The organism is Terrabacter sp. P2_E3, assembly GCF_056403915.1.
This window is the reverse complement of record NZ_JBFUEN010000009.1, coordinates 1-13,854: the sequence shown is the minus strand read 5'-3', so window position 1 is coordinate 13,854 and position 13,854 is coordinate 1. Positions and strand designations below refer to the sequence as shown.

The window sequence follows — 13,854 nt, the reverse complement described above, 5'->3', positions numbered from 1 at the left end:
CGGGGTGGACATCGGGCGCGTCCACGCCTGAGAGGATGCCGGGGTGGCACACGAGGACGCGAACGCACATCAGCACGGGCACGACCACGGACCCGACGACGGACACGACCACGCGCACGACCGCGGACCCGTCGCCGACGCGTCGGTCCGGGTCGCTCGCGGCTCCGACGCCCCCGCGGTGGGCCTCGTGCAGGACGTCGTGTTCCGGGAGGCGTATGCCGCCGCGCTCGCTCCCGAGGTGCTCGCCACGTTCGAGCCCCGGGCGTTCGCGAACGCCTGGCGTGCCACGCTCGAGGGCGAGCGGTCCGGGGACGGCGTGCTGCTCGTGGCGTGTGCGGGCGAGCAGGTCGTCGGCTTCGCCGCCGTCGGCGCGTCCGACGACGCCGACACCGATGCCGGCACCGCCGAGCTGATCGTGCTCGGGGTCCACCCCGACGCACGTCGTCAGGGGCACGGCTCGCGCCTGCTGCACGCGGTCGTCGACACGGCCCGGGCACGTGGCCGCTCCGCGCTCGCCGCGTGGCTGCTCGCCTCGGACGACGCGACCCGCGGGTTCCTCACGGCTGCCGGGATGGTGGCCGACGGGGCGCACCGCCAGCGCGTCGTCTCACCGGACGGCGACACGGCGGGTGAGGTCCGCCTGTCCGCGCTCCTCGCCGACGACTCCGACGCCGCCGACGCGGCCGACGCGGCCGACGCGGCCGACGCCGCCGACGCCGCCCCCGCGCCCGCGCCCGCCGAGGACTCCGCAGCAACCTCCGCCGACGACAGAGCACCGGCCGCCGACGACGTCAGGGCCCCGGAGGGCCCGTGACCGCGACGGCCGACCCGGGCCCACGACGGGACGTCGTGCGCCAGAGCCTGTCGGTCGGGGTCGCCACCGGCGCCTACGGCATCAGCTTCGGCGCCCTCGCCGTCGCGGCCGGCCTCGACACGTGGCAGGCGATGGCGCTCTCCCTGCTGATGTTCACCGGCGGCTCACAGTTCGCCTTCGTCGGCATCATCGCGAACGGTCTCCACGCCGCACCCGCGGCGATTGCTGCCTCGTCGATGCTCGGCGTCCGCAACGGCCTCTACGCCCTCGAGCTGACGCACGTGCTCGGTGTCCGTGGCACCCGCCGGGTCGCGGCCGCCCACCTGACCATCGACGAGTCGACCGCGGTCGCCGTGGCGCAGGACGACGAGCGCACGTCGCGGCTGGGCTTCTGGCTCACCGGCCTCACGGTCTTCGCCCTCTGGAACCTCAGCACCCTCGCCGGGGCCCTCGTCGGCGGTCACGTCGGCGACCCGCGCACGTACGGCCTCGACGCCGCGGCGTGCGCCGCGTTCACCGCCCTGCTCTGGCCGCGGCTGCGGGACCGCGACGCGGTGGCCGTCGCCGTCGTCGGCGCCGTCGTTGCGGTGCTGCTGTCGCCGACCATGCCACCCGGCATACCCGTCGTGGCGGCAGCCGCGGCCTCACTGCTCGCGTGGCGCACCCCGAGGAGGGAGCAGGAGTGAGCCTCTGGACCGCCGTCCTCGTCTCGGCCGCGATCGCCTTCGGGCTCAAGCTCGCCGGGCACCTCGTGCCCGCGCACCTGCTCGACGCGCCACGGGTCCGCCGCATCACGGCCGCCCTGCCGATCGCGCTGCTCGCCGCCCTCGTCGCGACGCAGGCGTTCACCCGTTCCGACGGGTCGTTCGTCCTCGACGCCAGGGCCGCTGCCGTCGGGGTCGCCGTCGTCGCGCTCCTGCTGCGCGCGCCGTTCATCGTCGTCGTCGTGCTCGGCGCTGCCACCGCCGCCCTCCTGCGCGCCGTCGGCTGGGCCTGACCCGTGGCCGACGCGGACGACGTGCGACGACTGGCCCTCGCGCTGCCCGGCGTCGAGGAGATCGCCAGCGCGGGCTTCGACTTCCGGGTGGGCGGCCACGGCTTCGTCTGGTCCTATCCCGAGCGCGTCCCCGGACAGCGGCGCGTCATCCGCACCGACGTCGCCGTGCTCTACGTCGGCGACGAGGCCGAGAAGCAGGCCCTGGTCCTCGGCGAGCCGGACCTCTTCTTCACGACGCCCGCCTACGACGGCTCTCCGCTCGTCATGGTCCGGCTCGAGCGCGTGGACACCGACCGGCTCGACGAGCTCGTGACGGACGCGTGGCGCATGCGAGCACCCTCGGACCTGGTCGCCGAGGCCGACCTCGGCAATGACGGCACGGGCCATCAGAACGCCTGATCCGAGGCCGGGCGCAGCACCCCCGCACGGCGGTGCCGGGACCGGCCGGGTTGCCATGTCCCGCAGGACGCTCAGGCGTGGGCGTCGCAGACCGGCTGGAGCGGACGACCCGGCAGGTCCTCGCGGTTGTGCATCCGGCTCGTCGGCGTCCCGCAGACGTGGCACGCGGCGAGGTGGACGGCCTCGTCGCTGAACCCGACGCTCATCCGCTCGTCGAAGACGTAGAGGTGGCCCTCCCAGAGGCCGCGGTCACCCCGCTCCTCGCCGTAGCGCACGATCCCGCCGTCGAGCTGGTAGACCTCCTCGAAGCCCCGCGAGCGCATGAGGCTGGTCAGCACCTCGCAGCGGATGCCGCCCGTGCAGTAGGTGACGACGGGGCGGCCCTTGAGCTCGTCCCACCGGCCGGCGTCGAGCTCGCGCACGAAGTCGCTCGTGTGGCGGATGCCGGGCACGACGGCTCCACGGAAGCGCCCCACCTCTGCCTCCACGGCGTTGCGCCCGTCGAAGAGCACGACGTCGTCGCCGCGCTCGGCCACGAGGGCGTCGAGCTCGGCCGGGCGCAGTCGCGTGCCTCCGCCGACGACGCCCTGCTCGTCGACGACGACCTCGTCGGGCACGCCGAACGCCACGATCTCCTCGCGCGCCTTGACGACGAGCCGCGGGAAGTCGAGGCTGCGGCCCTCGGCGTCGAGCCCGGTGCCGTCGCTCCACCGGACGTCGACGTCATGGAAGGGCGCATACTCCCTCGTCTTGCGGACGTACGTCTTGAGCACGGAGACGTCGCCACCCACCGTCGCGTTGATCCCGTGGCGCGAGAGCAGGATCCGCCCGCGCAGGCCGAGTCCCTCGCAGAGGTCACGCTGCCAGAGGCGGACCGCGTCGGGGTCGGCGAGCGGCCGGAACGCGTAGAAGAGGACGACCTTGGGGATGGCCATGTCGGTCTCGTCGGCTGCGCGGCGGCTCAGTCGAGACCGAGGTAGTGCTCGAGCCCGACCGTCAGGCCGGGGTGGTCGGCGACCGCGCGCACCGCTGCGATGACACCCGGCATGAAGCTGCCGCGGTCGAAGGAGTCGTGTCGCAGCGTCAGCATCTCCCCCGCATTGCCGAGCAGCACCTCCTGGTGCGCCGTGAGACCGCGCAGCCGCACGGAGTGCACGGGTATGCCGTCCACCCGGGCGCCGCGGGCACCGTCGGGGTCGTGGGTCGTCGCGTCGGGCACCGGCGAGCAGTCGGCATCGGACCGCGCCCGACCGATCATCACCGCGGTGCGCGCGGCGGTGCCGGACGGCGCATCGACCTTCGCCGGGTGGTGCAGCTCGATGACCTCGACGGACTCGAAGAAGGGAGCAGCCTTGGCGGAGAACGACATCATGAGCAGCGCGCCGATGGCGAAGTTCGGCGCGATGAGGACGCCGACCCCGGCACCCGACGAGGCCGGGGGTGCGTCGGCGAGCTGGCCGCGGAGCGCCTCGAGGCGTGCGTCGTCCCAGCCGGTCGTGCCGACGACGACGTGGACCCCGCGCTCGACGCAGTGGGCGACGTTGGCGGGTGAGGCCGCGGGGACGGTCAGCTCGATGGCGACCTCGGCCCCACCGAGGTCACCGAGGTCGTCGCCCGAGCCGTAGGCACCGACGAGGGTCAGACCGGCGGCGCCCTCGACGGCACGCACCGCCTCCGACCCCATCCGGCCGCTCGCACCGATGACGGCGACCTTGGTGTCGCGGGACGGCTGGCCTGTCGTGTCGCTCACGCGGCCAGCCTAACGAGCCCACGGAGGCGCGCGACGCGGCACACGGCATACGGACTCGTGCGTCACGAAGCCGTGCTGGGAGTCGGCTGTGCGGCGCACACTGGAAGGGATCGAGGAAGTGGTCGCATGTCCGTCCGTCCGCGCAGCAGCACCGTCGTGGGCCGGCTCCGTCGCCTGGCCCTGGCCCCTCTCGCGGCCATCGGGCTCATCATCGGTCTTCTCGTCGCGCCCAGCGCCCAGGCAGCGGTCCTCCTCGGGCACGACATCTCGTGGCCGCAGTGCCCCTCGACGTTCCCGCCGACGTCCACGCAGTTCCTCGTCATCGGCCTGACGAACGGCCTGCCGTTCACGGAGAACCCTTGCGTCGCAACGCAAGCCGCCTGGGCAAGGGACCACGCGAAGCCGACCCACGCATACACCATGGCGGGCTTCCCGACGGCCGCGCAGCTGACGACCTACGGCGGCAGCGGCCCGTGGTCGTCCTCGACGCGCGCCGGGCGCCTCAGCAACGTCGGCTACGCCGAGGCGACGTATGCCGTCGCGACCGTGCGCGACGTGCCCGGCTGGGCACCGCGGATGGTCTGGGTCGACGTCGAGCCGAGGGCCGCCCAGCCCTGGCCCACGTCGACCACCGTGCAGCGCCTCGAGAACCGCTACGTCGTCGAGGGCATCATGCGTGGTCTGCGGGCCGCGGGCTTCTCCTACGGCGTCTACTCCAACGCCTCGGGGTGGCAGTCGATCACTGGCTCGTGGTGGCTGCCCGGCGTCCCCGTGTGGGCGACGGCCGGCACCCTCGACCACCCGACCGAGGCGCTCGAGCGGTGCACCCAGCCGAGCTTCTCGGGCGGCAAGGTCTACCTCGCCCAGTGGTGGGACGCCACGTGGGACTACGACCGCACGTGCGATCCGTATGCCTTCACGCGCCTTCCCGTGGCGCCGGCGTCGCTGTCGGGTGGCACCGGTGACTTCAACGGCGACTGGAACAACGACGTGCTGGCGCGCTGGACCGCGACCGCGGCTCTCAAGCTCTACGCCGGCACGGGCACGGGGAGCCTGGGCCTCGGCGCCCAGGTCGGCACCGGCTGGGGTGGCATGTCCGCGCTGGAGACCCCGGGCGACCTCAGCGGGGACGGCGCGCAGGACGTGCTCGCCCGGGAGACGTCGACCGGCGACCTCTGGACGTACAAGGGCAACGGGTCGGGCGGTTGGCGTCTCCCCCGCGTGCGCGTCGGGACCGGCTGGCAGGTGATGAACGCCATCGTCGGGGTCGGTGACCTCACCGGCGACGGCCGGATGGACATCGTGGCCCGGCGGGCCACGACCGGCGAGCTCTACCTCTACCCCGGCACCGGTAGCAGCGGCTGGAAGGCCCGGTCGAGCCTCGGCACCGGCTGGAACCGCTACAACGTCCTCGTCGGTCCGGGTGACCTCACCGGAGACGGCCGACCCGACCTCCTGGCCCGGGAGCCGTCGACCGGCATCCTCTGGCTCATGCCCGGGGCCGGCGCCGGCACGCTGGGCACCCGCGTGCGGGTCGGCACGGGCTGGAACGGCATGACGGCGATCATGAGCCCCGGCGACCTGAACGGCGACCGTGTGCCTGACGTGCTGGCCCGCGACACGAGCGGGCGGCTGTGGCTCTACCCGCGGACCGCCGCGGGTGGCTGGAGCCCGCGTGTGCTCGTCAGCACCGGCTGGAACATCGTCAACGCGATCTTCTGACCCGACGGGTCAACCGACAGGACGCTGCGCTCCGGACCGGGGCTCTTGACCCCGACCGGCGCCTGCATCCTGTTGCTCGACCCGTCGCCGAGACGACGGAGCGGCCCGCCACCCCCTGAGGGGTGACGGGCCGCTTCGTGACCAGGAACGGTCGACCGGTTCGGTCAGGCGTCAGCGGACTCCGTGGCCGGCGCGTCGGCCTCGGCGGCCGAGTCACCGTTGTCGCCCTCGGCGAGGACCGCAGCGAGGCTGAGCTTGCCGCGCGGGTCGATCTCCTTGAGCTCGACCTGGACCTTCTGGCCGACCTTGACGACGTCGTCGACGCTGTCGATCCGCTTGCCGCCGACGAGCTTGCGCACCTCGGAGATGTGCAGCAGACCGTCCTTGCCGGGCAGCAGCGAGACGAACGCGCCGAACGTCGTCGTCTTGACGACGGTGCCGAGGAAGCGCTCGCCGACCTCGGGCATCTGCGGGTTCGCGATGGCGTTGATCGCCGCGCGAGCCGCCTCGGCCGAGGGGCCGTCGACCGCACCGATGAACACGGTGCCGTCGTCCTCGATCGAGATGTCGGCGCCCGTGTCGTCCTGGATCTGGTTGATCATCTTGCCCTTCGGGCCGATGACCTCACCGATCTTGTCGACGGGGACCTTCACCGTGATGATGCGCGGGGCGTACGGGCTCATCTCGTCGGGCACGTCGATGGCCTCGGCCATGACGTCGAGGATGTGCAGACGCGCGTCGCGGGCCTGGGTCAGCGCGCCGGCGAGGACCGACGCGGGGATGCCGTCGAGCTTCGTGTCGAGCTGGATGGCCGTGACGAACTCCTTGGTGCCGGCGACCTTGAAGTCCATGTCGCCGAAGGCGTCCTCGGCACCGAGGATGTCGGTGAGCGCGGCGTACTGCGTCTCACCGTCGACGGTGTCGGACACGAGGCCCATCGCGATGCCGGCGACCGGGGCGCGCAGCGGCACACCGGCGTTGAGCAGCGACAGGGTCGAGGCACAGACCGAGCCCATCGAGGTCGAGCCGTTGGAGCTCAGCGCCTCGGAGACCTGGCGGATGGCGTACGGGAACTCCTCGCGGGTCGGCAGGACCGGCATGAGCGCACGCTCGGCGAGGGCGCCGTGACCGATCTCGCGGCGCTTCGGCGAACCGACGCGGCCGGTCTCACCGGTGCTGTAGGGCGGGAAGTTGTAGTTGTGCATGTAGCGACGGCGCGTGACGGGCGACAGGGTGTCGACCATCTGCTCCATCTTGAGCATGTTGAGCGTCGTGACACCCATGATCTGGGTCTCGCCACGCTCGAAGATCGCCGAGCCGTGCACGCGCGGCAGGACCTCGACCTCGGCGCCCAGGGCGCGGATGTCGGCGAGGCCACGGCCGTCGATGCGGACCTTGTCGCGCAGGATGCGCTGGCGGATGAGCTTCTTCTGCACGGAGCGGAAGGCGGCCGAGACCTCCTTGTCACGCCCCTCGAACTGCTCGGCGAGCTGCGCCTTGACGGCGGCCTTGATCTCGTCGAGGCGCTCCTCGCGCTCCTGCTTGCCCGCGATGGTGAGGGCAGCGGTCGTGTCGGCCTCGATGGCGGACTCGACGGCGGCGTACACGTCGTCCTCGTAGTCGAGGAAGATCGGGAAGTCCTGGACCGGCTTGGCGGCCGCGGCAGCGAGCTCGGCCTGGGCGTCGCACAGGACCTTGATGAACTTCTTGGAGGCCTCGAGGCCCTCGGCCACGACCTCCTCGGTCGGCGCCTGCTTGCCCTGGTTCTTGACGAGGTCCCACGTCGACTCGGTGGACTCGGCCTCGACCATCATGATAGCGACGTCGTCACCGACGACACGACCGGCGACGACCATGTCGAAGACCGAGCGCTCGATGTCGGAGAAGTTCGGGAAGGCGACCCACTGGCCGTCGATGAGCGAGACGCGCACGCCACCGATCGGACCCGAGAACGGGAGGCCGGAGATCTGCGTCGAGGCGCTGGCCGCGTTGATGGCGAGCACGTCGTACTGGTGGTCGGGGTTCAGCGAGAACACCGAGATGACGACCTGGACCTCGTTGCGCAGACCCTTCTTGAAGGTCGGGCGCAGCGGGCGGTCGATGAGGCGGCAGGTGAGGATGGCCTCGGTCGAGGGACGGCCCTCACGACGGAAGAAGCTGCCCGGGATCTTGCCGATGGCGTACATGCGCTCTTCGACGTCGACGGTCAGCGGGAAGAAGTCGAACTGGTCCTTCGGCTGCTTGCCGGCCGACGTCGTCGACAGGAGCATCGTGTCGTCGTCGAGGTAGGCCGTGACGGCGCCGCCGGCCTGACGGGCCAGGCGGCCGGTCTCGAACCGGACCGTGCGGGTGCCGAAGCTGCCGTTGTCGATGACGGCCTCGGCGAAGGTGATGTCTGGACCCTCCATGTGGGCCCTCGCTTTCTTTTTCTCATGTGCCCGCGCACATCGTCGTTGTGTGCGTGGTTTCCTTCTTCGGGCCGGCTGGCCCTGGTGCGGCGGACGACGGGCGTCGCCCGCCTGCACCTACGACGAAAGGCGGTCTCCGCAGGACGCGGTGACCGCCTTTCGTCACGAACTCATCGACGCAGGCCGAGTCGCTTGATCAGCGAACGGTAGCGCTCGATGTCGGTCGCCTCGAGGTAGCGCAGCATGCGCTTGCGGCGGCCGACCAGCAGGAGGAGACCACGACGGCTGTGGTGGTCGTGCTTGTGGGCCCGAGCGTGCTCGGTCAGGTCCTTGATGCGCTGCGTCAGCATCGCGATCTGGACCTCGGGAGAGCCGGTGTCGCCCTCGACCGTGGCGTACTCGGTCATGATCTGCTTCTTCACGTCAGCGTCCAAAGGCATGGATGAACCGACTCCTTCTCATCTCGTTGCGCGGTGCTCCAGGGCATATCCACCTGGGCGCTATCGAATCCGCGGCCGTTCGACGGCGTCTCCAAGCGTAACAGCGGGGTACCTACCGCCCTAATCGAGCCTCGGAGAGCGGGCCGCACGACCCTCCGGAGCGCGTGACCGTTTCGTGACCGTCCCCGTGTTGGGTGGGCCCGGCCCGCGGGTACGACAGAGATTGCTCGGGGAAAACCTCTTGAAGGAGACAAGCGACACCATGATCGTTCTCGGACTCATCCTGCTGCTCATTGGCATCTTCGCCAAGATCAGCATCCTGACCACGATCGGCATCATTCTTGTCGTCGTGGGCGCGGTGCTCTTCATCCTCGGCGCGTCGGGTCGCGCCATCGGTGGCCGGAAGCACTGGTACTGATCGGTCGCACCACCAGCTGGAACCAGACGCCCCCGCGGACTTCCGCGGGGGCGTCTTGCATCCCCGGCCGGCACCGGGCGTATGCCGTGCAGCCCGGGTCGCGTGCCCTGCGGCCACGGTCGTATGCCGTCCGCCCCGGCCGCGCCCCACGACCCACCCGTCCGGCGGGCGTTCAGGACGTCCGCAGCCGCCCGAGGGTGACGCGGACCGCCCGCTCGGTGCTCGTGGCCGACCACGCACCCCCGTCGAGAGCCACCCAGACGAGCCGGTCCGGCTCCGAGACGAGCAGGGTGCGCACGGGATCGGCGCCGACGAGGCTCTCCTGGCTCGCGACGAAACCGGTGACGCCGCCGAGCGTGCCGGACCTGCCGCCACCGCACCGGCGCATTGCGTCCTCGAGGTGCGCCCGGGTCACGGCGAGGCGTGAGTCACCCTGGCGGAAGCGCAGACTGACGTAGCCGACCGAGAGCGAGCCCTTGCCGGCGTCGGAGGATGCAGCCACCCGGGCACCGGCGAAACCCGACAGCACGCGGTCGGCACCGGTCCACCCGAGCAGCTCCTCGTTCGTCGAGCTCGACCACGCGAAGACCGGCAGGCCGCAGTCGGGTTCCGGCGCAGGCACCGCGGGGCAGGGCTCGCCGGGGCGAGCCCGCACCTCGGTCGCTCGCCCGCCCGTCACGGAGGCTCCCGGCCACAGGTCGGCGGCCCGCACCGCCAGGCTGGCGCCGCGGTCGGTCCCGGCAGCGCAGGCCGAGTCCTCCGGGACGGCGGTCATGTCGTCGCCGAGCGTCGGTGTTCCCACCGCAGGGTCGCCCTGCTGGACCCCCGGTGGGGTGCCGAACCACGCGCCGGTCGGGCCGCGTTGCGCCTGTGTCGGATCCGTCGTGCAGGCGGTCGTCCCGAGACAGAGCGCGAGGGCACCCCCCACGAACGGGAGTGCCCTCGCGAGCCGGCCGGACGGCATACGCACGCCTGTCCGGACGATGCTCAGAAGTTGATCATGTGTCCGGCGATGCCGTGGACGGCCTCCTTGACGGCCTCGCCGAGCGTCGGGTGCGCGAAGACCGTGCGCGACACCTCGTCGGCGGTGAGGTCCCACGTCTGCGCGAGGTTGAGGACCGGGAGCAGCTCGGTGACGTCGGGACCGATCATCGCCGCGCCGAGGATCTCGTTGTGCTCCGCGTCGGCGATGACCTTGACGAAGCCGACGGGCTCACCGAGGCCCATCGCCTTGCCGTTGGCCGAGAAGGGGAACGTCGCCGTCTTGACGTCGTGGCCGGCCTCCTTGGCCTGCGCCTCCGACAGACCCATCGAGCCGATCTGCGGCTGGCAGAAGGTCGCGCGCGGGATGAAGGCGAAGTCGATGGCCATGGTCTCGACGCCGGCGATCGTCTCGGCGGCGACGATGCCCATGGCCTCGGCGACGTGGGCGAGCATGAGCTTGGCCGTCACGTCACCGATCGCGTAGACGTTGGGGACGTTGGTGCGACCGTACTCGTCGATGGCGATGGCGCCGCGCTCGGTGAGCTCCACGCCCGTGGCCTCGAGGCCGAAGCCCTCGGTGCGCGGCGCGAAGCCGATGGCCGACAGCAGGCGGTCGGCCTCGAGGACCTGCTGGTCGCCGCCGGCCGCCGGGCTGACCGTGACCCTGACGCCGGAGCCGGTGTCCTCGACGGACTCGACCTTGGTGCCGAGCATGACCTTCACGCCGAGCTTCTTGTAGTGCTTGAGCAGCTCCTTGGACACGTCGGCGTCCTCGGTGGGGACCATGCGGTCGAGGAACTCGACGATCGTCACGTCGACGCCGAAGTTCTTCATGACGTAGGCGAACTCGACGCCGATGGCGCCGGACCCGGCGATGATGATCGAGCCGGGCAGCTCGGGGTCGAGGATCTGCTCCTCGTAGGTGACGACGTTCTTGCTGACCTCGACGCCGGGGATCATGCGAGTGACCGATCCGGTCGCGAGGACGAGGTTGTCGAACGTGATCGAGCGCTTCTCGCCGGAGTTGAGGGCGACGTCCATCGAGGACGCCGACGTCAGGGTGCCCCACCCGTCGATCTCCTCGATCTTGTTCTTCTTCATGAGGAAGTGGACGCCCCTGACGATGCCCTCCGAGACCTTGCGGCTGCGGGCGTGCGTCGGGCCGAAGCTCATCGTGGCGTCGCCCTCGATGCCGTACTTCGCCTTGTCATGGGTCAGCGTGTGCGCGAGCTCGGCGTTCTTGAGCAGGGCCTTGCTCGGGATGCAGCCGACGTTGAGGCAGACGCCGCCCCAGTACTGCTTCTCCACGACGGCGACCTTCTTGCCGAGCTGGGACGCGCGGATCGCCGCGACGTAGCCACCAGGACCGGCACCGAGCACAACGACATCGAAATCAGCCATGGCCACAGCCTATCCGTGAGCGAGAGCGCAACGAGACGGCGTCCGCCCGCACATCACGATCTGCACAGAACTGCGCAATTCACTGTGTCGCAGAGCACATGGGCCGCCGTGGCGAGAGTAAGTTTCCGCGACGCACGGCCGCACTCGTCCGGCCCGACCAACGGAGGTCACCCGCGTGAGCACCACTCCGCACCGTCACGAGGCGCCACCGGCGAACAAGGGTCTGCTGGCCCTCGCCGGCGTGCTCCTCGCCATCCCCATCGTCGCCCTGCTCCTCGTCGGCACCTACGCCAAGGACGAGCCGCGCGTGTTCGGGTTCCCCTTCTTCATCTGGTACCAGTTCGTCTGGGTGGTCCTCTGCTCGGCGCTGACCTACACCGCCTACCGCATCGTGCTCAAGGCACGCCCGCACGTGCCGATGAGCCGCGAGGGCGACTCCTTCGACGACGACATCACCCGAGAGGACGGCCTCCGATGACCGCCATCGCACCCTCCCTCGCCCCGGCCGTCGCGCCCGCGGCTGACACCGGTGGTGTCAACGGCGTCGCCCTCACCGTCCTCATCTTCTTCTTCGTCATCGTCGCCGGGGCCGGCTTCTGGGCCGCCCGCTGGCGTCGCCCGGAGAGCATGGAGAGCCTCGAGGAGTGGGGCCTGGGCGGTCGCTCGTTCGGCACCTGGATCACGTGGTTCCTGCTCGGCGGCGACCTCTACACGGCCTACACGTTCGTCGCCGTCCCGGCCGCGATGTGGGCCTTCGGCGCCGTCAACGGGTTCTTCGCCGTGCCGTACACGATCATCCTCTACCCCATCATCTTCGTCTTCATGTCGCGCCTCTGGTCGGTGTCGCACCGTCACGGCTACGTGACGCCCGCCGACTTCGTCGAGGGCCGCTCCGGCTCCAGGGTCCTGTCCCTCGCGGTCGCCGTCACCGGGTTCCTCGCGACGATGCCCTACATCGCCCTCCAGCTCGTCGGCATCCAGGCCGTCCTCGAGGTCGCGGGCGTCGGCGGCGGCAACAACTGGGTCGCCAAGGACCTGCCGCTCTTCATCGCGTTCCTCGTCCTCGCGCTCTACACCTACACCTCGGGGCTGCGCGCACCGGCGATCATCGCGTTCGTCAAGGACATCCTCATCTACCTCGTCATCATCGTCGCGGTCATCTACCTTCCCTCGAAGGTCGGCGGCTGGGGCCACGTGTTCGACTCCGCCAAGGAGAAGATGACGACGACCACCAACCCGGCGACGGGCAACCCCAACGTCTTCATCCCGGGCCCCAAGGCCTACTGGGCCTACGGCACGCTCGCCCTCGGCTCGGCACTGGCGCTGTTCATGTATCCCCACTCGATCACGGCGACGCTGTCGGCCAAGAGCCGCAACACGATCCGCAAGAACGCCTCGATCCTGCCGGCCTACTCCTTCCTGCTCGGCCTGCTGGCCCTGCTCGGCTGGGTGGCCATCGCAGCCGGCACGAAGCCCGTCGGCCTCGATGGCAAGGTCAACGGGCAGCTGGTCATCCCCCAGCTCTTCGAGGACATGTTCCCGTCGTGGTTCGCGGGCGTGGCGTTCGCGGCGATCGCCATCGGCGCGCTCGTCCCGGCGGCGATCATGTCGATCGCGGCGGCCAACACCTTCACGCGCAACATCTACAAGGCGTGGATCAAGCCCGACGCGACCGTGCAGCAGGAAGCCAAGGTCAGCAAGCTCACCTCGCTCGTCGTCAAGGCGTTCGCGCTGATCTTCGTGCTCACCCTCGACAAGAGCAACGCGATCAACTTCCAGCTCCTCGGCGGCATCTGGATCCTCCAGACGTTCCCCGCCCTCGTGTTCTACCTCTACACGCGGTGGTTCCACCGGTGGGCACTGCTCGCCGGCTGGGCGGTGGGGATGGTCTACGGCACGGTGGCCGCGTACAACGTGACGAACAAGGCCACCGGTGCACCGTTCGCGGGCTCGGTCGCGAACATGCCGCTCATCGGCCAGCTCGGCTACATCGCGGTGACCGCCTTCGCGATCAACGTCGTCGTCGCCGCGATCCTCACGCTGGTGCTCCGGGCCGCCAAGGCGCCGGAGGGCAAGGACGCGACGATCCCGGCCGACTACTTCGCCGAGGCCGGTGACCCCCGCGTCGAGAAGCTGCCCGTCGGACCCCACGAGCTGACGCCGTCCGCCTGACGCGCCAGCGCACGTATGCCGCAGGGCCGGGTCCGCAAGGACCCGGCCCTCCGCGCGTCGCGACTCCCCACGCCGCGCCGTCGAGTGAGCGCGCAACCACGGCGGTCTCAGATCGTCTGCGCAACACGGATGTCGTGTGAGGCGGGACGATGGCTGCAGGGCTGAGGCGGTATTCGGTGGGGCAGCGGGAGCAGGCGTTGGGGTTGCTCGAGGCGGGCATGTCGGGGCTGCAGGTGGCTCGGCAGGTCGGGGTGGACCGGTTCGCGGTCGCTCGCTGGGCCAAGGTGGCCGGCATGAGGATGCGGATGGGACCCGTTGGCGGGCTGGTCGGTGGTCCGGTCGGTGGTCC

Annotated in this window: 14 protein-coding genes and 1 pseudogene; 9 read left to right on the top strand and 6 right to left on the bottom strand. The window is 70.8% G+C overall.

Features of this window, described 5'->3' with window-relative positions; genetic code table 11:
• Nucleotides 1-43: 43 nt before the first annotated feature.
• The 4 genes from AC1DW8_RS12475 to AC1DW8_RS12460 are packed head-to-tail and all read left to right on the top strand — an operon-like array spanning nt 44 to nt 2,210.
• Entirely contained in the window at nt 44-814 is a 771-nt protein-coding gene (locus AC1DW8_RS12475) for an N-acetyltransferase family protein (RefSeq protein ID WP_478094350.1), read from the top strand.
• Entirely contained in the window at nt 811-1,500 is a 690-nt protein-coding gene (locus AC1DW8_RS12470; protein WP_478094348.1) for an AzlC family ABC transporter permease, read from the top strand. Before AC1DW8_RS12475 ends, AC1DW8_RS12470 begins: the two co-directional genes overlap by 4 nt.
• Nucleotides 1,497-1,811: an AzlD domain-containing protein gene (locus AC1DW8_RS12465; protein ID WP_056824793.1), complete on the top strand. Its 315-nt coding sequence runs from the start codon at nt 1,497-1,499 to the stop codon at nt 1,809-1,811. The genes AC1DW8_RS12470 and AC1DW8_RS12465 overlap by 4 nt, the downstream gene beginning before the upstream one ends.
• Before the next feature lie 3 nt (nt 1,812-1,814).
• Complete coding sequence (locus tag AC1DW8_RS12460; RefSeq protein ID WP_478094346.1) at nt 1,815-2,210, top strand: MmcQ/YjbR family DNA-binding protein; 396 nt, start codon at nt 1,815-1,817, stop codon at nt 2,208-2,210.
• A gap of 71 nt (nt 2,211-2,281) precedes the next feature.
• Here AC1DW8_RS12460 and trhO read toward each other — a convergent pair whose 3' ends face one another.
• Entirely contained in the window at nt 2,282-3,145 is an 864-nt protein-coding gene (gene trhO / locus AC1DW8_RS12455; protein WP_478094344.1) for an oxygen-dependent tRNA uridine(34) hydroxylase TrhO, read from the bottom strand.
• A gap of 26 nt (nt 3,146-3,171) precedes the next feature.
• Complete coding sequence (dapB, locus tag AC1DW8_RS12450; RefSeq protein WP_478094342.1) at nt 3,172-3,960, bottom strand: 4-hydroxy-tetrahydrodipicolinate reductase; 789 nt, start codon at nt 3,958-3,960, stop codon at nt 3,172-3,174.
• 126 nt (nt 3,961-4,086) lie between these two features.
• On the opposite strand from dapB, the gene AC1DW8_RS12445 reads away from it, so the two are divergent.
• Nucleotides 4,087-5,682: an FG-GAP repeat domain-containing protein gene (locus AC1DW8_RS12445; protein WP_478094340.1), complete on the top strand. Its 1,596-nt coding sequence runs from the start codon at nt 4,087-4,089 to the stop codon at nt 5,680-5,682.
• A 164-nt stretch (nt 5,683-5,846) separates the two neighbouring features.
• Here AC1DW8_RS12445 and AC1DW8_RS12440 read toward each other — a convergent pair whose 3' ends face one another.
• Complete coding sequence (locus tag AC1DW8_RS12440) at nt 5,847-8,090, bottom strand: polyribonucleotide nucleotidyltransferase (protein ID WP_056780285.1); 2,244 nt, start codon at nt 8,088-8,090, stop codon at nt 5,847-5,849.
• A 170-nt stretch (nt 8,091-8,260) separates the two neighbouring features.
• A complete protein-coding gene (gene rpsO, locus AC1DW8_RS12435) occupies nt 8,261-8,530 on the bottom strand; it encodes a 30S ribosomal protein S15 (protein ID WP_020142650.1) in 270 nt (89 codons plus the stop codon).
• Between the two features lie 262 nt (nt 8,531-8,792).
• Between rpsO and AC1DW8_RS12430 the strand changes: the two genes are divergently transcribed.
• Nucleotides 8,793-8,948, top strand: coding sequence for a DUF6131 family protein (locus AC1DW8_RS12430; RefSeq protein WP_196805932.1), 156 nt, complete (start codon nt 8,793-8,795; stop codon nt 8,946-8,948).
• 172 nt (nt 8,949-9,120) lie between these two features.
• Here AC1DW8_RS12430 and AC1DW8_RS12425 read toward each other — a convergent pair whose 3' ends face one another.
• Both AC1DW8_RS12425 and lpdA read right to left on the bottom strand, forming a co-directional pair.
• Nucleotides 9,121-9,750, bottom strand: coding sequence for a hypothetical protein (locus AC1DW8_RS12425; protein WP_478094336.1), 630 nt, complete (start codon nt 9,748-9,750; stop codon nt 9,121-9,123).
• Nucleotides 9,751-9,935: 185 nt separating this feature from the next.
• Complete coding sequence (gene lpdA / locus AC1DW8_RS12420) at nt 9,936-11,333, bottom strand: dihydrolipoyl dehydrogenase (protein WP_056780291.1); 1,398 nt, start codon at nt 11,331-11,333, stop codon at nt 9,936-9,938.
• A 175-nt stretch (nt 11,334-11,508) separates the two neighbouring features.
• On the opposite strand from lpdA, the gene AC1DW8_RS12415 reads away from it, so the two are divergent.
• From AC1DW8_RS12415 to AC1DW8_RS12405, 3 genes and pseudogenes are all read left to right on the top strand, one after another.
• Entirely contained in the window at nt 11,509-11,811 is a 303-nt protein-coding gene (locus AC1DW8_RS12415) for a DUF3311 domain-containing protein (protein WP_200959030.1), read from the top strand.
• Complete coding sequence (gene mctP, locus AC1DW8_RS12410; protein WP_056780294.1) at nt 11,808-13,505, top strand: monocarboxylate uptake permease MctP; 1,698 nt, start codon at nt 11,808-11,810, stop codon at nt 13,503-13,505. Before AC1DW8_RS12415 ends, mctP begins: the two co-directional genes overlap by 4 nt.
• 149 nt (nt 13,506-13,654) lie before the next feature.
• Nucleotides 13,655-13,854, top strand: a pseudogene (locus AC1DW8_RS12405) (hypothetical protein); the annotation flags it as partial.